Raw genomic sequence first — 16119 nt, 5'->3', positions numbered from 1 at the left:
CCCCACTACTTCTGCTTCGCGGAACCCGCGGAGCCCGAGGCACCGGCCCCGGCCCCCATACCCTCCGGCGCCTCCGGAGCTTCCTCGAAGTCGACCTTGCCCATGTGCCGGTTCATCGACTTCATCAGCAGCCACACGCCGACGGCGAGCGCAGCGAAGACGATGAAGCCGAGGACCCCGGGGGTCACCTTGTTCTTGTCCAGTTCCTCGGCGAGCGGGACGAGGTGCGTCAGTGCCTGAGTCGCGTACATATCAGGCATTGTCGCGGATGCCCGCGAAGAGGTCGCTCTCGGGGAGGGAGGAATCGACGAGGGACTTCGCCAGCTCGTACTCCTCGGTCGGCCAGACCTCCCGCTGGATGTCCATCGGAACCCGGAACCAGCCGCCCTCCGGATCGATCTGCGTCGCGTGCGCGATCAGCGCCTTGTCGCGGATCTCGTAGAAGTCCGCGCACGGAACATGCGTGGTCAGCGTGCGTTCGGCGCGCTCGAACTCCTTCCAGCGCTCCAGCCAGTCCCCGTACGGGGACTCCAGTCCGCGGGCCAGCAGCGCCTCGTGCAGGGCCACCGTGCGCGGCTTGTTGAAGCCCTGGTTGTAGTAGAGCTTCTGCGGCGTCCAGACCGGACCGAACTCCGCCTCGGGGAACCTCTCGGCGTCTGCCGCGCCCTCGAAGGCGATCATCGAGACCGTGTGGGTCATGATGTGGTCGGGGTGCGGGTAGCCCCCGTTCTCGTCGTACGTGGTGATGACCTGCGGCCGGAACGCGCGGATCTTCGCGACGAGACGCCCCGCCGCCGTCTCCTCGTCCTCCAGCGCGAAGCAGCCCTCGGGCAGCGGCGGCAGCGGGTCGCCCTCGGGCAGCCCGGAGTCGACGAAGCCGAGCCACTCCTGCTTCACGCCCAGGATCGCCCGGGCCTCGTCCATCTCCTTCCTGCGCACCTCGTGGATGTTCTCCTCGATGTACGCGTCGCCCTGGAGTTTCGGATTGAGGATGGAGCCGCGCTCGCCGCCCGTGCAGGTCACCACCAGCACGTCCACCCCCTCGGACACGTACTTGGCCATGGTCGCCGCGCCCTTGCTCGACTCGTCGTCGGGGTGGGCGTGCACGGCCATCAGTCGAAGCTGCTCAGTCAAGACTCGATCCTCAGTGATTGGTCGCCATCAGGGTGCCGTCCCGCAGGGACGTCGGTGTGGGGTGCCGGTCGGGTGGCGGGTGGAGGCTTCTATAGTGACCGAACCGGGGGGCGGAAAATTCCTCAATCCCCGGTACGGGAGGAACGATCATGACTGCGGTGCGCGAAGCGCCCCCCGAGAACCGCTACGGCCGCTCCGCGGACCAGCGTGCGGACCGCAAACTCAAGATCATCGGCTCGGTGCTCGGCATCGCCCTGCTCGGCGTGCTCGGCTGGATCGGTTACGACTACGTCGCGGGCCAGGGCGTCAGCGCCGAGGTGATCAAGTTCAAGGTCGTCTCGGACGACCGGGTCGAGGTGCACCTGGAGGTCCGAAAGGACCGGGACGCCAAGGGCTACTGCACGATCCGCTCGCAGCGCGAGGACGGTACCGACGTCGCCCGTAAGGACTTCCGTTTCGACGAGAACACCGACCGGATCGACCGCGTCCTCTCGCTGCGGACGACGTCCAGGGCGACCAGCGTCGAACTGCTGGGCTGCACGGACGACGGCGGGGCGTCGCGTTGACCGCCGCACGCACCTCCTGACCCGCTCTTGGCGGTGCTGACCTGCGGTTCGACAGTCGCAGCCGGTTACCTTCTCCCCCTTTTCCTGGGGAATTGTTAGGCTCGTGGTTTCGCCCACCCGTGGAAGCGCATGCTTCGGGGTAGGGCGATGCTTTGTATTCCCAGTACCGACGAGGAGCACCCTGTGACCCAGACCAGCGAAAACGTCACCTGGCTCACGCAGGAGGCGTACAACCAGCTCAAGGCCGAGCTGGAGTACCTGTCTGGTCCCGCGCGCACGGAGATCGCCGTAAAGATCGCGGCGGCCCGTGAGGAGGGGGACCTGCGTGAGAACGGCGGGTACCACGCGGCCAAGGAGGAGCAGGGCAAGATGGAGCTCCGGGTGCGCCAGCTGACCCAGCTCCTGGAACACGCGAAGGTCGGCGAGGCGCCGGCCGACGACGGTGTGGTCGAGCCCGGCATGGTCGTGACGATCGCCTTCGACGGCGATGACGACGACACGACGACCTTCCTCCTGGCCTCCCGCGAGTACGCGAGCGCGGACATCGAGACCTACTCCCCGCAGTCCCCGCTCGGCGTGGGCGTGAACGGCAAGAAGATGGGCGAGACCGCGGACTACGAGCTGCCGAACGGCAAGACCGCGACGGTGAAGATCCTTTCGGCGAAGCCGTACTCCGGCTGATCCGCGCACAGCGAAAGGAGCCTCCCGCCCACTGGGCGGGAGGCTCCTTCGCGTGGGCCGGACGTGGGTCAGACGGTGACCGAGCGGTACTTCCGGACCGCCAGCGTGCGGAAGACCGCGATGATGACGACGGACCAGATCAGCGAGGCCCAGACGGGATGCTGCATCGGCCAGGCGTCGGACGGGGAGACGCCAGGGTTCCCGAACAGCACGCGGCACGCCTGGACGGTGGCGCTGAACGGGTTCCAGTCGGCGATCGGCTGGAGCCAGGAGGCCATCATGCTGGAGTCCACGAAGGCGTTCGAGATGAAGGTGACCGGGAACAGCCAGATCAGTCCCCCGGACGTGGCCGCCTCGGGCGTGCGTACGGACAGACCGATCAGTGCGCCGATCCAGGAGAAGGCGTAACCGAGCAGGAGCAGCAGGCCGAAGGCGCCCAGCGCCTTGGGCACCCCCTCGTGGATGCGCCAGCCGACGAGCAGCGCCACGATCGTGAGCACGAACATGGTGAGTACGGTCTGGACCAGGTCGGCCAGTGTGCGGCCGGTCAGCACCGCGCCGCGTGCCATCGGCAGGGAGCGGAAGCGGTCGACGAGGCCCTTGTGCATGTCGTCGGCGATACCGGCGCCCGCGCCGGCCGTGGCGAAGGTGACCGTCTGGGCGAAGATGCCCGCCATCAGGAAGTTGCGGTAGACCGACGGGTCCGTGGTCCCGCCGACGGTCATCGAGCCGCCGAAGACGTACGAGAACAGCACCACGAACATGATCGGCTGGATGAGCCCGAACAGAATCACTTCAGGAATCCGGGTCATCCGGATCAGGTTCCGCCGGGCGATGACCAGCGAGTCCCGTACGGCCTGGCCGATGCCGCCGCCGGCGCGTGGGGCGGGAGCCGCTGCCGTCTCGGTGGGTGCGCTCACTTCTCCGTCTCCGTCCCGGCTGCGACGGACTGCGCCGCCTCGTCCCCGTCGTTCTTCTGCTGTTCGGCCGCATGGCCGGTGAGGGAGATGAACACGTCGTCGAGGGTGGGGCGGCGCAGCCCGATGTCGTCGATCTCCACCCCGCGGGCGTCGAGGTCGCGGATGATCTCGGCGAGGAGCTTGGCCCCGCCGTCGACCGGGACGGTCAATTTGCGCATGTGCGGGACGACCGCGGCCTCGCCCTTGCCCAGGTGGCCGAGGACGGCGCGGGCCGGATCGATCTGGTCGCTCTGGTGCACCACGACCTCGACGCGCTCGCCGCCGGTGCGGGACTTGAGCTGGTCGGAGGTGCCGCGGGCGATGACGAGGCCGTGGTCGATCACGCAGATGTCATGGGCGAGACGGTCGGCCTCCTCCAGGTACTGCGTGGTCAGCAGCAGCGTCGTACCGCCTGCCACGAGCTCCTCGATGACCTCCCAGAGCTGCTGCCGGTTGCGCGGGTCGAGGCCGGTGGTCGGCTCGTCCATGAACATGACCGGCGGGGAGACGATGAGCGCCGCCGCCAGGTCGAGACGGCGGCGCATGCCGCCGGAGTACGTCTTGGCGGGACGGTCGGCCGCGTCGGCGAGGTGGAACCGATCCAGCAGCTCCCCCGCGCGGGCCTTCGCGTCGCGCCGGCTCATCTGGTAGAGCTGGCCGACCATCTGCAGGTTCTCGCGGCCGGTCAGGTATTCGTCCACGGCGGCGAACTGGCCGGAGAGCCCGATCGAGCGCCGTACCTCGTGGGGTTTCTTCAGTACGTCGATGCCGGCGACGAAGGCGGTGCCGCTGTCGGGCATGAGCAGCGTCGTCAGGACGCGCACAGCGGTCGTCTTGCCGGCGCCGTTGGGGCCGAGAAGCCCGAGGACCGTGCCTTCGGGCACGTCGAAATCGACACCGCCGAGTGCAGTGACGTCGCCGAAGGTCTTCACCAGACCTTCGGCGTATATGGCGCCTGGCATATGGGGCTCCCCCAGTGCGTTTGGGTGGCTTCCTCACAGATCCTAGATTTGCCCGTCTTTCCTCGCCCGGCGAACACACGAAGCGAACGCGCGTACGCCCTCGGGCCGGGCGAGGGCACAGTAACGCGATACATCGCGATACACAAGGTGCGGCTCACGGGCCGTCGGAACGGGACGGGCCGACCGGCCCCTCCAAGCGATCCGGCCGAGCGGCTCAGTTCAACACCAGGTAGCCCGCGTCGCGCAGCGCCGCGGCGACCTCCTCGCAGTGCTCCGGGCCCTTCGTCTCCAGATGCAGCTCCACCTCGGCCTCGGTGAGGCCGAGCCGGGGATCGGTACGCACATGGCTCACGTCCAGGACGTTGGCATCGGCCACCGAGAGCACGGCCAGCATCGTCGCCAGCGCGCCGGGGCGGTCCGTCAGCCGCAGCCGCAGGCTCAGATAGCGGCCGGCCGCCGACATGCCGTGGGTCAGGATGCGCTGCATCAGCAGCGGGTCCACGTTGCCGCCGGAGAGCAGCGCCACCACCGGCCCGCGGAACGACTTCGGGTCGCTCAGCAGAGCGGCCACCGGGCTCGCCCCGGCCGGCTCCACGACCATCTTCGCCCGCTCCAGGCAGAGCAGCAGCGCACTGGACAGCTCGTCCTCGGAGACCGTACGGACCTCGTCGACCAGGTCCCGGACCAGGGCGAACGGGACATCGCCCGGCCGCCCCACCTTGATGCCGTCCGCCATCGTCTGGAGCGAGCCGACCGACACCGGGTGGCCGGCGGCCAGCGAGGGCGGGTAGGCGGCCGCGCCCGCCGCCTGCACGCCGACGATCCGCACATCGGGCCGGATCGCCTTCACCGCCACCGCGATCCCCGCGGCGAGTCCGCCGCCGCCGATCCCGACGACGATGGTGCGCACCTCGGGACACTGCTCCAGGATCTCCAGGCCCACCGTGCCCTGCCCGGCGATGATGTCCGGGTGATCGAAGGGGTGGATGAAGACCGCGCCGGTCTCCCGCGCGTACTCCTGCGCCGCGGCCAGCGTCTCGTCGACGACGTGGCCGTGCAGCCGCACCCGGGCCCCGTACTCACGCGTCGCGGCGACCTTCGGCAGCGGCGCCCCGACCGGCATGAAGACCGTCGACCGTACGCCGAGCAGCGCAGACGCGAGCGCGACACCCTGCGCATGGTTTCCGGCACTCGCGGCCACCACACCCGCCGCCCGTTCCACCGGGGAGAGTCCGGCGATCCGCACATAAGCACCCCGCAGTTTGAACGAGCCGGTCCGCTGCAGGTTCTCGCACTTGAACTGGACGGGGGCGCCCACGAGGTCGGTCAGATGGCGGCTGCCCTCCATCGCGGTGACCCTGGAGACGCCGGAGAGCATCTTCTGCGCCCCCTTGATGTCATCGAGGATCAGCGGGGGAAACGGGGTGGGCGGCGGGAAGTTCATACCGCGAGTCTTGCAGCTGAAAGGGGTTGTGGCCGCCGCGAGCCAGGCCGTCCTGCGCCGATGTCCGCAGGTTTGTGCAGCGCTGGCACGCGTTGCCCCGAGGCCGCGTACTCTGTCCCCCACCCATCCGACACCGCACGAAGAGAGCCCCCGGCCATGCCCCCTCAGGACATGACGACTGCCGCGTCTCCCTCCGGGGGCGCCACCCCGGAGAATCCGGGTCCCGACCCCCTCCTCGACACTCTGCAGCACCAGGTGGCGGTCTTCGCCCGCCGTGCCGAGCAGACCCGCCTCGGCGGCGTCGGCCAGGTGCGCAACTCCATGGACCGGGCCGCGTACCTGCTGCTCAACCGGCTGGACCGGGAAGGGCCCATGGGCGTCAAGGCGCTGGCCGCCGGGATGGGGATCGACTCCTCGACCGTGACCCGGCAGGTCGCGCCGCTCGTGGACACCGGCCTGGTCAAGCGGACCTCGCACCCGGAGGACGGCCGGGCCGTCGTGCTCCAGCTGTCCCCGCGCGGCCAGGCCCGGCTGGACGAGGTCCGGGCCTCGCGGCGCGAGCTGATGTCGCAGGTGACGGGCGACTGGGACGAGGAGGAACGCGACACGTTCTGCGCGCTGCTCACCCGTTTCAACGCGGCACTGGCCGCCCGGCAGAGCGCGCACCAGCCGCCCGCCGCGGGCTAGGTTCTTTCGTTTGGATCATGCTGGGCTCGCGGGGTCCGGCACCGCTCCCCGACCGAGCCTGATCCAAAGAAAGACCCCAAGCCTTGACCCCGGGCCCGCGGAGCGCTCGGATGGCAGGGTGCGAGAGCGCCAGGCGGGCCGACAGCGGCGCCGCGCCCAGGAGTTCGAGGCCTTCGTGGCGGGCGCGGCAGGCAGGCTGCTGCACGCCGCCACCCTGCTCACCGCCGAACCCGCCCGGCCGCCGGGGGCCAACGAGCGCGCACAGCGACTGCTGACGGCCGCGCTGGCCCGTACGTACGCGGACTGGGACCGGCTGCACGGCGAGGATCCGTACAACCGCACCCGGCAGGAGCTGGCCACCCGGTTCGCGAGGGAGGCCTGGCGCCACCACCACGCGCGCGGCGGGCTGTTGGACCGGCTGACCCCGCAGGAACGGCTCGTCCTGGTGCTGCGGCTGCACGAAGAGGTCGCCGAGGAGCAGACCGCGGCGCTGCTCGGACTGCCCGCGGAGCGCATCCGCGCGATCTGCAACCGCTCGGTGGCCACGATGCGCGGCACCCGCGGCCCCAGCATCCGGCGGGGGCCCACCAGAGAGCTGGGGGCCACGCCATGAGCGGTACCGGCCGCAAGGAGGACGAGGTCCGGCGGATGCTGGAGGGGCCGCATCCGCAGGTGCCCGTCGATCTGGCGGAGCGGGCGGTGGAGCGCGGCGGCCGGCTGCTGCGCCGGCAGCGGGTCCTGCGCCTGCTGGGGCTGCTGGCGCTGATCGCCGCGGTGGCCGCGTTCGCGGTGTGGGCGGTGACGGTCCAGCCCTGGCAGGCGCCGCCGGCCGAGACGACCCCGCCGCTGGGCGGCTGGTGAGCGCAGGTCGCCGGGCCGCCCCGGATCTACCCTGGAAGAAGCGGCCGGGGCCAGGCGGAACCGGCCCGGGAGGCACTGCCATGACCAGGAAGATCGCTGACTGCCGCAAGTATCCGAGCGAGTCGAACTGCTCACTGACCATCTCCGGCGAGGAGGACGAAGTCGTGCGGGCGGCAACCGAGCACGCCGTCTCCGTCCATGAGCACCCGGACGGCCCCGAGCTGCGGGAGCAGGTCCGGTCCATGCTGGAGGACGAGAAGCCCACCGTCTGAGACGGGCCCGACGCGACCGGGGCGGAGCCGGATCCCCGGCCCCGCCCCAGGAGTGCTCAGACGTCCCGCACCAGGAGTGCTCACACGTCCCGGCACAGGAGCCGGCACGCGCCGCCCCGCCACGGCGCGGGCACGCTCGCAGGTGTCAGCCGAGCGCCTGCGTCAGGTCGGCCAGCAGGTCGTCGCCGTTCTCGATGCCGACGGACAGCCTGACCAGGTCGGCGGGGACCTCCAGCGGCGATCCGGCCGCCGAGGCGTGCGTCATCCGGCCCGGGTGCTCCAGCAGCGACTCGACGCCGCCGAGGGACTCACCGAGCGTGAAGAGCTTCGCCCGGTTGCAGACCTCGACCGCCGCCTCCTCGCCGCCCGCGACCCGGAAGGACACCATGCCGCCGAACGCCTTCATCTGCTTGGCGGCGATCTCGTGCCCCTGGTGCTCGGGCAGTCCCGGGTAGAGGACGTGGGTGACCTTGGGGTGCCGGGTCAGCAGGTCGGCGACCTTGGTGGCGTTCTCGCTGTGCCGGTCCATCCGGACGGCGAGGGTCTTGATGCCGCGCAGCACCAGCCAGGCGTCGAAGGGGCCGGCCACGGCACCCATCGCGTTCTGGTGGTACGCCAACTCCTCGGAGAGTTCCGGGTCGTTGACGATCAGCGCGCCGCCGACGACGTCCGAGTGACCGCCCATGTACTTGGTGGTGGAGTGCACCACCACATCGGCGCCCAGGGCGAGGGGCTGCTGGAGGTAGGGACTGGCGAAGGTGTTGTCGACGACCAGCCGCGCACCCGCCGAGCGGGCGACACCGGCGATGGCCGCGATGTCGGTGATGCCGAGCAGCGGGTTGGAGGGCGTCTCCACCCAGATCGCCTTGGTACGCGGCTGGATCGCGGCCCGTACCGCCGCCACGTCCGAGGTGTCGGCGACCGAGAACTCCACGCCCCAGCGCGAGGCGACCTTCGCGAACAGCCGGAACGTGCCGCCGTAGGCGTCGTTCGGGATGACCACGTGGTCGCCGGGCGTCAGCAGCGTACGGAGCAGGCAGTCCTCGGCGGCCAGACCGGACGCGAAGGCGAGCCCGCGGCGGCCGCCCTCCAGGGCCGCCAGGTTCTCCTCCAGTGCGGTGCGCGTCGGGTTGGCGCTGCGGCTGTACTCGTAGCCGCCGCGCAGCCCGCCCACGCCGTCCTGCTTGTACGTGGACACCTGGTAAATGGGCGGAACAACAGCGCCGGTGAGGGGATCGGCGGTGTTTCCCGCGTGGATCGCGAGAGTTTCGAAGCTGTGCTGGTCGCTCATGAGGCCCGAGCGTAGTTCGTCCCGAGGGCCCTCATGGAGCACCGGGGCCGTCCGGGGACAATGGGGGCATGGAGATTCTCTGGTTCCTGCTCGCGCTGTGCATGCTCGCCGCGGTTGTCGGCCCCTTCGTGCTGCGGCGCCGCGGCGGTATCCGTCAGGTGGCGCCCGGTTCCCCCGACGCCGCCGACCCGGACACCTACGGCTTCGCGCGCCAGGAGGAGCTGGACATCCGGATGCCGGGCCCCGACCAGGACCTCCTGGACGTACTCGATGTCGTCCAGGGCACCCAGGAGTGGCGGGCCGCCTCGCAGCTGCTGTCCGGGACGCCGAAGGAGGGCGAGGTGCGGTGGCAGCGGGTGCAGGCGTTCGCCGGTGCCGCCTCGCTGGAGCTGGCGCGGCGGCCGGGCGTCGGCGGGGCCTGGCTGCGCAAGTGGCGGGCCGAGTCCCCGAAGGACGCGGGTGGCGCGGCCGTGCACGCCGAGTTCCTGGTCCAGCAGGCCTGGCGTTCCTCCACCGTCGGTACGGACGACTTCCGGATCATCCTGGAGGAGGCCCGTGCCGTCGTCGGCGAGGCGGCCCTGCTGGCCCCGGGCGACCCGGTGCCGTACCTGGTGGAGCTGGCCGCGGCCCGTGGGCTCGGCTACTCCCACGAGGAGTTCGACCAGCTCTGGGCGAAGATCATCGACCGGGCACCCGCGCACATGGGCGCGCACATCGCGGCGCTGCACTTCTGGTGCGAGAAGTGGCACGGCTCCCGCGAGGAGGCCGACCGGTTCGCCACCGCGGCCGCCGCCCGCGCCCCGCAGGGGTCGCTGCTGGCCGCGCTGCCGCTCTTCGCGCTGTACGAGCACCTGCCCGAGGTCAACCTGGTGCGGGGCTTCTACCAGAGCCAGTCGGTGACCAAGGCGGTGGAGGGCGCCCTGTTCGCGGTCCACTCGGCCCGCGCGGACGACCCGATGCTCGCCCATGTCCGCCATCTCCTGGTGCTCTTCCTGGTCCGGATGGAGCGCTGGTCGGAGGCGATGAGCCAGCTCGTCCACATCGACGGGCACGTGGGTGCGCTGCCGTGGACGGAGAGCTCCGACCCTGCGGCCGAATACACCGTCTACCGGGCCCTGGCGGTCGCCGGTTACGAGGCGAACGGCGGCAGCCCGGCGACGCTGCTGCGGTAGGAAGCCCGACTCCGGGGCCGCCCGGCTCCGGGGGTGTGCGACGGTGGGCACCGACAGGGCGCCCACCGCGCGGACTGCTGACTGATGGGACCGGTACACCTCATGGCCCGACTGATACCCCTGATCCTGATCGGCCTCGGCCTCTACTTCTGGTTCAAGGCCCGCAAGCGGACCGCCGCCTACGTCGAGGACGCGGAGTCCGGGAACGGCACGCCCCGCCGCTGACCCGGGGCGGCGGAATCCACGGCGGTCCCGGTGCGTTGTACGGACAGCACGCCGACCTCTGAGGAGCCCCCGCATGTTCCTGCACCGCCGTACCCCGCAGCTCCCCACTCCGCAGGAGGCGCTGCGCGGCCGCCCCACCCCTGAATTCACCGTCCCGTCCCGCCACACGGTCCTGGGCAACCCCCTGCTGGGCCCGTACCCGGAGGGTCTGGAGGTCGCGGACTTCGCGATGGGCTGTTTCTGGGGCGCCGAGCGCAAGTTCTGGCAGACGGACGGCGTCTGGACGACGCTCGTCGGCTACCAGGGCGGCTCCACGGAGAACCCCGCGTACGAAGAGGTCTGCTCCGGCCTGACCGGCCACACGGAGGCCGTCCGCGTCGTGTACGACCCCCGCGTCGTCACGTACCCCGAGCTGCTGAAGCTCTTCTGGGAGTCCCACGACCCCACCCAGGGCTTCCGCCAGGGCAACGACGTCGGCACCCAGTACCGCTCGGCGGTCTACACCCACTCCCCCGAGCAGGCCGCGGCCGTGCAGGCGTCCCGCGAGGCCTACCAGAAGGTCCTCACCGGCTCCGGCCACGGCGAGATCACCACGGAGATCCTGCCCGCCGACGGCCGCACCTTCTGGCCGGCTGAAGCCGCGCACCAGCAGTACCTGGACAAGAACCCGGCCGGCTACTGCGGGATCGGCGGCACGGGCGTCTCGTGCCCGATCGGAGTGGCACCGGCCGACGGGTGAGCGTCCGGCTCATCTGATTCGTTCAGCGGAGCCCGCGTGGGATCCCCCGCATCCCGGTAGGCATCGGCGAGGTTGTTCCGGCTCCTCAGCGTGTCGGGATGGGTGTCGCCCAGCACCCGCACACGCTGGGCGAGGGTGGCCTCGAACAGCGGAACGGCCCGCACAAGATCCCCCGCATCCCGGTAGGCACCGCATGGGGCTACGGCCTCGGTGACGGGACAGCCATCCAACTGCTCCTGGGTGTGGTGGTGTTGGCAGTCGCCAGTGTCGTATGGGGGCTGTTCTGTGCGCCGCGGGCGCGGTTCCGGCTGCCGCTGGCGGGTGTGCTGGCCTTCAAGGCCCTGGTGCTCGGCGGCAGCGCTGTCGCGCTGTACTCGATGGGGCACAGCGTGGCGGGTGTGATCCTGGGTGCCGTGATGGTGGTGAACACCGCCCTGGCGGAGACCTTCCGCAGGAGGCCGCCCGCCGCGTCCTGACCCGAGCTCAGACGTGGCCCTCAGAGCTTCCGGTAGACGTCGCTCCGATGGCCGAGGTGGAGGACGAGGATGACCAGTACGTCGCCCCGGACCTCGTAGACCACCCGAAACTCTCCCGCGCGCACACGGTAGAGACCGTCATGGCCTGACAGCTTCTTGACATCGGCGTCCTCCCGCCAGGGGTCGTCACCGAGCGGCGTGATGGCGGTCAGAATACGGAGCGCGTCCTGCCGGTCGATCGAGCGCAGTTGACGCTGGGCATGGGCGGTGAAGCGGAAGGCGTACTTCACGCGGCCGAAGTCCCGCCCTCGAAGAGATCCGCGAGGAGCTCCGCCATGCTGACGGTGGGGTCCTCGCGGTGCGCCTCCGCTTCGCGCGCGGCCAGTTCGTCGGCTGCCGCGTCCAGAGCGTCGAGTACGTCTATCGGGACGAGCGCGGCGACTCGCTTGCCATTGCGGGTCACCACCGTGGTCTTTCCGGCCTCGGCACGGTCAATGACCTCGGCCAGGTGGGTGCGGGCCTCGCGTACCGTCACAGTCTCAGCCATGCGTCAAGCGTACACATAATTGCGTACACGGGCTCCGGTGCGCCCGCACGGACCACGGGGCCGGAACGCGTCCGCGTTCCGGCCCCGTGTGCGAATGAGGGGGAACCCCTCAGATCAGGCCCTGCGCCAGCATCGCGTCCGCGACCAGCTCGAAGCCGGCGATGTTGGCGCCGACCACGTAGTTGCCGGGGCTGCCGTAACGCTCCGCCGTGGTGTAGCAGGAGTCGTGGATGTGACGCATGATCTCCGCGAGCCGCTCCTCCGTGTGGGCGAACGTCCAGGAGTCGCGCGAGGCGTTCTGCTGCATCTCCAGGGCGCTGGTGGCGACGCCGCCCGCGTTGGCCGCCTTCCCGGGGGCGAACGCCACACCCGCCTCCTGGAAGACGCGGACGGCCTCGGGGGTGGTGGGCATGTTGGCGCCCTCGGCGACGGCCTTCACACCGTTGCGTACGAGGGTCAGCGCGTCGGCCTCGTGGAGTTCGTTCTGCGTGGCGCAGGGCAGCGCCACATCGCAGGGGACGTCCCAGACGCCGGCGCCGGGGACGAACACGGCCTCGGCGCGGCGTTCCGCGTACTCGGCGACGCGGCCGCGGCCCGCCTCCTTGATCTCCTTGAGCAGGGCGAGATCGATGCCCTTCTCGTCCACGACGTAGCCGTCGGAGTCGGAGCAGGTGACGACCGTGGCGCCGAGCTGCTGGGCCTTCTCGATCGCGTAGATCGCGACGTTGCCCGAGCCCGAGACGGCGATGCGCTGTCCGTCGAGGGACTCGCCCCGGCTGCGGAGCATCTCGGCGGTGAACATGACGCAGCCGTAGCCGGTCGCCTCCGTACGTACCAGAGCGCCGCCCCAGCCGAGACCCTTTCCGGTGAGGACACCGGACTCGAAGCGGTTGGTGATCCGCTTGTACTGGCCGAAGAGGTAGCCGATCTCGCGGCCGCCCACGCCGATGTCACCGGCGGGGACGTCGGTGTACTCGCCCAGGTGGCGGTGGAGCTCGGTCATGAACGACTGGCAGAACCGCATGATCTCGGCGTCCGAGCGGCCCTTCGGGTCGAAGTCCGAGCCGCCCTTGCCGCCGCCGATGGGCATACCGGTGAGGGCGTTCTTGAAGATCTGCTCGAAGCCGAGGAACTTCACGATGCCGAGGTTGACCGAGGGGTGGAAGCGCAGTCCGCCCTTGTACGGGCCGAGCGAGCTGGAGAACTCGACCCGGAAGCCGCGGTTGACGTGGATGTCGCCCGAGTCGTCCGACCACGGCACCCGGAAGATGAGCTGGCGCTCCGGCTCGCATATGCGCTCGATGATCCGGGCGTCCACGAACTCCGGCCGCTGGGCCAGCACCGGGCCGAGCGTTTCGAGAACTTCCCGGACCGCCTGGTGGAATTCCTTCTCGCCCTGGTTGCGGCGGAGGATCTCCGCGTAGAGCGGCTCGATGACGCGGTTCTCGGCGGCGTGCGGGACTGCGGAGTCAGGGGTGGCCTGCATCTGATCAAGACCTTCCATGGGTCGGCTCATCGCGAAGGCGCCCCCGTCCCGGAGGGCGCCAGGTCCCCCCCTCCCCATTGAGGGCGTCGCCCGGATAGCGCGGATACCGCGCTCACGACTGCGACGTACAGGACCGTTGTGGCCTACCGAGTGTCCCAGTGGGACCGCTGAATCCTCCATGGCATCCACATGGTGAATCCCGCCAGGTTGTGTACGGGCCGGCCGCAACGGCCTTGCCCCGGACCGGTTCCGGGCGGAACGACCGGGTTGTGGGGTATGCCCGGACACCCCTCGAAGTGGTGAACCTCACAGCGCCCCGGCCGCGGCCGTGAGGCGGGGGTGCGCGGCCCTCAGGACTCGCGCGGACTGCGCAGCATCCACAGGCCCGCGGCCGACGCCAGGACGACCACGCCCGAGACGACGCTCAGGGCGATGTGCAGGCCTTCCCGCCCCACCATGAAGTTGAGCGAGACGTTCGCGACGATCGCGACGAGGAGCACGATCCAGAGCAGCGGCTTCACGGGGTTCCTCCACGGAGACGGAGCCGGGCCCGGAGACGGAGCCCGGCAAGGACGGAGCGGGTGACGCAGCCGGGCCGGCGTCCGGCTGCGTCACCCATCCTTCCGGCCGGCGGACGCCGGTACGAGGGCGCCCGCCCCCGGAACCGCGGTGTAGCGGGCTACACCACGGTTGCGGCCCGGAGTGCCTCGGCGCGCAGAGCGGCGGCGGTCGCCCCGGCGTCGTAGTCCCGTGCGACACCGTCCACGAGCACCACGTCGCCCGCCATGTTCCGGCTCCGCAGCGGGGCCAGCTCCTGGTAGGCGGGCGAGGCGAACCAGGTGCGGGCGGCCTCGATCGCGGGGAACTCCAGGACGACGAGCGCGCCGGGCCAGTCGCCCTCCATGACCTCGACCGGGGTGTTGTGGACCAGGAACCGGCCCCCGTACGGGTCCATCGTCGACTGGATGCGCTCGATGTACTCCAGCACCTCCTCGTTCGGCGGGCCATCGGGGTGCAGGTGAGCGATCGCGTACGCGGTCATGGTCACGTCCTCCGTCTTCCGTCCGCTGGTGCACACCATGCTGCCGGGAGCGGCGGGGAGGGTCGATTACCCCCGAGGTAAGCGGGCGGACCGCCTGTGCGGACCGGGCCCGCGGTGATGGGTAATCAGACATGATGCCGTCATGAAGACTTCACGGGGGAACCGCGGCACCCAGGATCCTCACCGGCCTTACGAGTCAGTGCTGTTGAGCGCAAGCACGTTGCCCGGGCACGGGCAGCCGCGGCCCTCGCACATACCCGGCCGGACAGGGCGGGCCGGGCATCGCACGCCGCCCCGGGCCGGGGAGATGCGCCGCTATCTCGCCGTGGGGCTCGACTGCTATCTCTGCCTGGTCACCGCCGGGTTACTGGCCCGGCCGCACGTGGACGCGACGCCCTTCCCGAAGGGCGTCGCGCTGCTGCTCGGACCGGTGCTCGCCATCTCCTTCCTCAACCAGGTGGTGCTCACCGCGCTCGTCGGCGCGGGCGCCGGCAAGCTGATCATGGGCATACGGGTGGTGAGCCTGCCGGACGGTGGACGCCCGGGGCCGGGGCAGCTGGTGCGGCGCTGGCTGCACGGGCTGTGCTGGCTGCCGCTCCAGCCCTGGTACGGGCTGCGCGCCCACCTCGCCCGTACCGGCGACAGCCCCGGCCCCGCTCCGCGCTGCTGCGAGGAGGGTGATCCGTACGCCGAGCCGTTCGCCGATCCGGCCGGGGTGCGCCAGGTCCGCCGGAGCGATCTCTCGGCGCACCGCCGGGCCGCCGCCGGACGGGCCGCCTGAGGCCGCGGAGGGGGTGAACCCGCACCGCCGCCCGCGAACCCCGGTGCGGGTCCGCGGACGGCGGCAGCCGTGGCGGTGGCGGTAACGGCCTTGCTTGGGAGGGCCGTTCAGGCCGCCGCGTTCTCCGTGATGGTGACCTTGCCCTTGCGGATGGTCGCCAGCCGCGGGGCGCGGCGGGCGATCGCGCTGTCGTGGGTGACCATGATGAAGGTGAGCCCGTGCTCCTTCCACATGGTCTCCAGCACCTCCATGATCTCGTCGCGCATGGACTCGTCGAGGTTGCCGGTGGGTTCGTCGGCAAGCAGCACCTTGGGCTGCTTGACCAGGGCCCTGGCTATCGCCACCCGCTGCTGCTGGCCGCCGGACATCTCGCCGGGGAGATGTCCGAGCCGCTCGCCGAGACCGACCGAGTCGAGCGCCTCGGCCGCCCGTCTGCGCCGCTCCGACGCCTTGCCGCCGAGGGGTACCAGGGCCGTCTCGACGTTCTCCTGGGCGGTGAGCGTCGGGATGAGGTTGAAGCTCTGGAAGACGAAGCCGATGTTCTCCGCGCGCACCTTGGTGAGCTTGGCCTCGCTGAGCTTCGCGAGGTCGACACCGTCGAGTTCGACGCTGCCGGCCGTGGGGCGGTCCAGGCCGCCGAGCATCTGGAGCAGCGTGGACTTGCCGCCGCCGGTGGGGCCCTGGATGACCAGGCGGCCGCCGTCCTCGATGGACAGATCGACGCCGGCGAGTGCGTGGACGGTGGACTTGCCGCGCGTGTAGCGCTTGGTGACGCCTTGAAGCGTGTACATGGG

The 16119-nt window shown here is 70.7% G+C and carries 24 protein-coding genes; 11 read left to right on the top strand and 13 right to left on the bottom strand.

The annotated features are described in order from the left end of the window. Positions 1-5: 5 nt before the first annotated feature. Positions 6-251, bottom strand: a complete 246-nt coding sequence (locus J1C73_RS33410) for a hypothetical protein (protein ID WP_207319641.1) — start codon at positions 249-251, stop codon at positions 6-8. A gap of 1 nt (position 252) precedes the next feature. Continuing rightward, a complete protein-coding gene (gene mca, locus J1C73_RS33405) occupies positions 253-1134 on the bottom strand; it encodes a mycothiol conjugate amidase Mca (RefSeq protein WP_207319640.1) in 882 nt (293 codons plus the stop codon). A gap of 149 nt (positions 1135-1283) precedes the next feature. Here mca and J1C73_RS33400 point away from each other — a divergent pair, with 149 nt between their 5' ends. Then, positions 1284-1700 (top strand): DUF4307 domain-containing protein, encoded by a 417-nt coding sequence (locus J1C73_RS33400; protein ID WP_207319639.1) that lies wholly within the window; start codon positions 1284-1286, stop codon positions 1698-1700. Between the two features lie 183 nt (positions 1701-1883). Next, a complete protein-coding gene (gene greA / locus J1C73_RS33395; protein ID WP_024488974.1) occupies positions 1884-2381 on the top strand; it encodes a transcription elongation factor GreA in 498 nt (165 codons plus the stop codon). A gap of 68 nt (positions 2382-2449) precedes the next feature. Here the strand turns inward: greA and J1C73_RS33390 are convergent, their stop codons facing one another. From J1C73_RS33390 to ilvA, 3 genes are all read right to left on the bottom strand, one after another. Further along, positions 2450-3301 carry an ABC transporter permease gene (locus J1C73_RS33390; protein ID WP_123461277.1) on the bottom strand — a complete coding sequence of 284 codons (852 nt, stop codon included), beginning with the start codon at positions 3299-3301 and terminating at the stop codon, positions 2450-2452. Continuing rightward, positions 3298-4302, bottom strand: coding sequence for an ATP-binding cassette domain-containing protein (locus tag J1C73_RS33385; protein ID WP_207319638.1), 1005 nt, complete (start codon positions 4300-4302; stop codon positions 3298-3300). The genes J1C73_RS33390 and J1C73_RS33385 overlap by 4 nt, the downstream gene beginning before the upstream one ends. A 214-nt stretch (positions 4303-4516) precedes the next feature. After that, positions 4517-5746, bottom strand: coding sequence for a threonine ammonia-lyase (gene ilvA, locus J1C73_RS33380; RefSeq protein ID WP_123461275.1), 1230 nt, complete (start codon positions 5744-5746; stop codon positions 4517-4519). A gap of 156 nt (positions 5747-5902) precedes the next feature. On the opposite strand from ilvA, the gene J1C73_RS33375 reads away from it, so the two are divergent. From J1C73_RS33375 to J1C73_RS33360, 4 genes are all read left to right on the top strand, one after another. Then, positions 5903-6433 (top strand): MarR family winged helix-turn-helix transcriptional regulator, encoded by a 531-nt coding sequence (locus tag J1C73_RS33375; protein ID WP_123461274.1) that lies wholly within the window; start codon positions 5903-5905, stop codon positions 6431-6433. A gap of 118 nt (positions 6434-6551) precedes the next feature. Further along, a complete protein-coding gene (locus J1C73_RS33370; RefSeq protein WP_207319637.1) occupies positions 6552-7046 on the top strand; it encodes a sigma factor-like helix-turn-helix DNA-binding protein in 495 nt (164 codons plus the stop codon). After that, positions 7043-7294, top strand: a complete 252-nt coding sequence (locus tag J1C73_RS33365; RefSeq protein ID WP_123461272.1) for a hypothetical protein — start codon at positions 7043-7045, stop codon at positions 7292-7294. The genes J1C73_RS33370 and J1C73_RS33365 overlap by 4 nt, the downstream gene beginning before the upstream one ends. 80 nt (positions 7295-7374) lie before the next feature. Beyond that, positions 7375-7566, top strand: a complete 192-nt coding sequence (locus J1C73_RS33360; protein WP_207319636.1) for a DUF1059 domain-containing protein — start codon at positions 7375-7377, stop codon at positions 7564-7566. A 145-nt stretch (positions 7567-7711) separates the two neighbouring features. Here the strand turns inward: J1C73_RS33360 and J1C73_RS33355 are convergent, their stop codons facing one another. Beyond that, complete coding sequence (locus tag J1C73_RS33355) at positions 7712-8857, bottom strand: cystathionine gamma-synthase (RefSeq protein WP_123461270.1); 1146 nt, start codon at positions 8855-8857, stop codon at positions 7712-7714. Between the two features lie 68 nt (positions 8858-8925). Between J1C73_RS33355 and J1C73_RS33350 the strand changes: the two genes are divergently transcribed. The 3 genes from J1C73_RS33350 to msrA all read left to right on the top strand — a co-directional run bounded on the left by J1C73_RS33350 (position 8926) and on the right by msrA (position 10993). Next, positions 8926-10029 carry a hypothetical protein gene (locus J1C73_RS33350; RefSeq protein ID WP_207319635.1) on the top strand — a complete coding sequence of 368 codons (1104 nt, stop codon included), beginning with the start codon at positions 8926-8928 and terminating at the stop codon, positions 10027-10029. A gap of 102 nt (positions 10030-10131) precedes the next feature. After that, a complete protein-coding gene (locus J1C73_RS35590) occupies positions 10132-10254 on the top strand; it encodes a hypothetical protein (RefSeq protein ID WP_278186699.1) in 123 nt (40 codons plus the stop codon). 73 nt (positions 10255-10327) lie between these two features. Next, positions 10328-10993, top strand: coding sequence for a peptide-methionine (S)-S-oxide reductase MsrA (gene msrA / locus J1C73_RS33345; RefSeq protein ID WP_207319634.1), 666 nt, complete (start codon positions 10328-10330; stop codon positions 10991-10993). Here msrA and J1C73_RS35335 read toward each other — a convergent pair. Further along, positions 10930-11157, bottom strand: coding sequence for a tetratricopeptide repeat protein (locus J1C73_RS35335; protein ID WP_307797849.1), 228 nt, complete (start codon positions 11155-11157; stop codon positions 10930-10932). The genes msrA and J1C73_RS35335 overlap by 64 nt on opposite strands. Between J1C73_RS35335 and J1C73_RS33340 the strand changes: the two genes are divergently transcribed. Beyond that, positions 11092-11469 carry a YrdB family protein gene (locus tag J1C73_RS33340; protein WP_207319633.1) on the top strand — a complete coding sequence of 126 codons (378 nt, stop codon included), beginning with the start codon at positions 11092-11094 and terminating at the stop codon, positions 11467-11469. The genes J1C73_RS35335 and J1C73_RS33340 overlap by 66 nt on opposite strands. Before the next feature lie 20 nt (positions 11470-11489). On the opposite strand, the gene J1C73_RS33335 is transcribed toward J1C73_RS33340, so the two are convergent. The 5 genes from J1C73_RS33335 to J1C73_RS33315 form a co-directional block, all read right to left on the bottom strand. Further along, on the bottom strand, positions 11490-11759 hold the full coding sequence (locus J1C73_RS33335; protein WP_207319632.1) for a type II toxin-antitoxin system RelE family toxin: 270 nt from the start codon (positions 11757-11759) through the stop codon (positions 11490-11492). Beyond that, positions 11756-12016 (bottom strand): type II toxin-antitoxin system Phd/YefM family antitoxin, encoded by a 261-nt coding sequence (locus J1C73_RS33330; protein WP_207319631.1) that lies wholly within the window; start codon positions 12014-12016, stop codon positions 11756-11758. The genes J1C73_RS33335 and J1C73_RS33330 overlap by 4 nt, the downstream gene beginning before the upstream one ends. A 109-nt stretch (positions 12017-12125) precedes the next feature. Further along, entirely contained in the window at positions 12126-13502 is a 1377-nt protein-coding gene (gdhA, locus tag J1C73_RS33325) for an NADP-specific glutamate dehydrogenase (protein WP_207319642.1), read from the bottom strand. 350 nt (positions 13503-13852) lie between these two features. Beyond that, positions 13853-14023 carry a hypothetical protein gene (locus tag J1C73_RS33320; protein ID WP_207319630.1) on the bottom strand — a complete coding sequence of 57 codons (171 nt, stop codon included), beginning with the start codon at positions 14021-14023 and terminating at the stop codon, positions 13853-13855. Positions 14024-14181: 158 nt separating this feature from the next. Continuing rightward, complete coding sequence (locus J1C73_RS33315) at positions 14182-14544, bottom strand: DUF1330 domain-containing protein (RefSeq protein WP_207319629.1); 363 nt, start codon at positions 14542-14544, stop codon at positions 14182-14184. Positions 14545-14851: 307 nt separating this feature from the next. Here J1C73_RS33315 and J1C73_RS33310 point away from each other — a divergent pair, with 307 nt between their 5' ends. After that, complete coding sequence (locus J1C73_RS33310; RefSeq protein ID WP_207319628.1) at positions 14852-15325, top strand: RDD family protein; 474 nt, start codon at positions 14852-14854, stop codon at positions 15323-15325. Between the two features lie 107 nt (positions 15326-15432). Here J1C73_RS33310 and J1C73_RS33305 read toward each other — a convergent pair whose 3' ends face one another. Further along, positions 15433-16116 (bottom strand): ABC transporter ATP-binding protein, encoded by a 684-nt coding sequence (locus J1C73_RS33305; RefSeq protein WP_207319627.1) that lies wholly within the window; start codon positions 16114-16116, stop codon positions 15433-15435. Positions 16117-16119 lie beyond the last annotated feature (3 nt).

Source organism: Streptomyces laculatispora (genome assembly GCF_017353455.1).
Taxonomy (GTDB): Bacteria; Actinomycetota; Actinomycetes; order Streptomycetales; family Streptomycetaceae; genus Streptomyces; species Streptomyces laculatispora.
Note: the sequence above shows the minus strand (reverse complement) of the source record. Positions and strands in the feature narration are given on the sequence as shown.

Coding starts and splice junctions, on each gene's coding strand:
- J1C73_RS33410 (WP_207319641.1), bottom strand. CDS start 251: ATGTACGCGACTCAGGCACTGACGCACCTCGTCCCGCTCGCCGAGGAA.
- J1C73_RS33400 (WP_207319639.1), top strand. CDS start 1,284: ATGACTGCGGTGCGCGAAGCGCCCCCCGAGAACCGCTACGGCCGCTCC.
- J1C73_RS33385 (WP_207319638.1), bottom strand. CDS start 4,302: ATGCCAGGCGCCATATACGCCGAAGGTCTGGTGAAGACCTTCGGCGAC.
- ilvA (WP_123461275.1), bottom strand. CDS start 5,746: ATGAACTTCCCGCCGCCCACCCCGTTTCCCCCGCTGATCCTCGATGAC.
- J1C73_RS33375 (WP_123461274.1), top strand. CDS start 5,903: ATGCCCCCTCAGGACATGACGACTGCCGCGTCTCCCTCCGGGGGCGCC.
- J1C73_RS33365 (WP_123461272.1), top strand. CDS start 7,043: ATGAGCGGTACCGGCCGCAAGGAGGACGAGGTCCGGCGGATGCTGGAG.
- J1C73_RS33360 (WP_207319636.1), top strand. CDS start 7,375: ATGACCAGGAAGATCGCTGACTGCCGCAAGTATCCGAGCGAGTCGAAC.
- J1C73_RS33355 (WP_123461270.1), bottom strand. CDS start 8,857: ATGAGCGACCAGCACAGCTTCGAAACTCTCGCGATCCACGCGGGAAAC.
- J1C73_RS33350 (WP_207319635.1), top strand. CDS start 8,926: ATGGAGATTCTCTGGTTCCTGCTCGCGCTGTGCATGCTCGCCGCGGTT.
- J1C73_RS35590 (WP_278186699.1), top strand. CDS start 10,132: ATGGCCCGACTGATACCCCTGATCCTGATCGGCCTCGGCCTCTACTTC.
- msrA (WP_207319634.1), top strand. CDS start 10,328: ATGTTCCTGCACCGCCGTACCCCGCAGCTCCCCACTCCGCAGGAGGCG.
- J1C73_RS33340 (WP_207319633.1), top strand. CDS start 11,092: ATGGGTGTCGCCCAGCACCCGCACACGCTGGGCGAGGGTGGCCTCGAA.
- J1C73_RS33330 (WP_207319631.1), bottom strand. CDS start 12,016: ATGGCTGAGACTGTGACGGTACGCGAGGCCCGCACCCACCTGGCCGAG.
- gdhA (WP_207319642.1), bottom strand. CDS start 13,502: ATGCAGGCCACCCCTGACTCCGCAGTCCCGCACGCCGCCGAGAACCGC.
- J1C73_RS33315 (WP_207319629.1), bottom strand. CDS start 14,544: ATGACCGCGTACGCGATCGCTCACCTGCACCCCGATGGCCCGCCGAAC.
- J1C73_RS33310 (WP_207319628.1), top strand. CDS start 14,852: ATGCGCCGCTATCTCGCCGTGGGGCTCGACTGCTATCTCTGCCTGGTC.
- J1C73_RS33305 (WP_207319627.1), bottom strand. CDS start 16,116: ATGTACACGCTTCAAGGCGTCACCAAGCGCTACACGCGCGGCAAGTCC.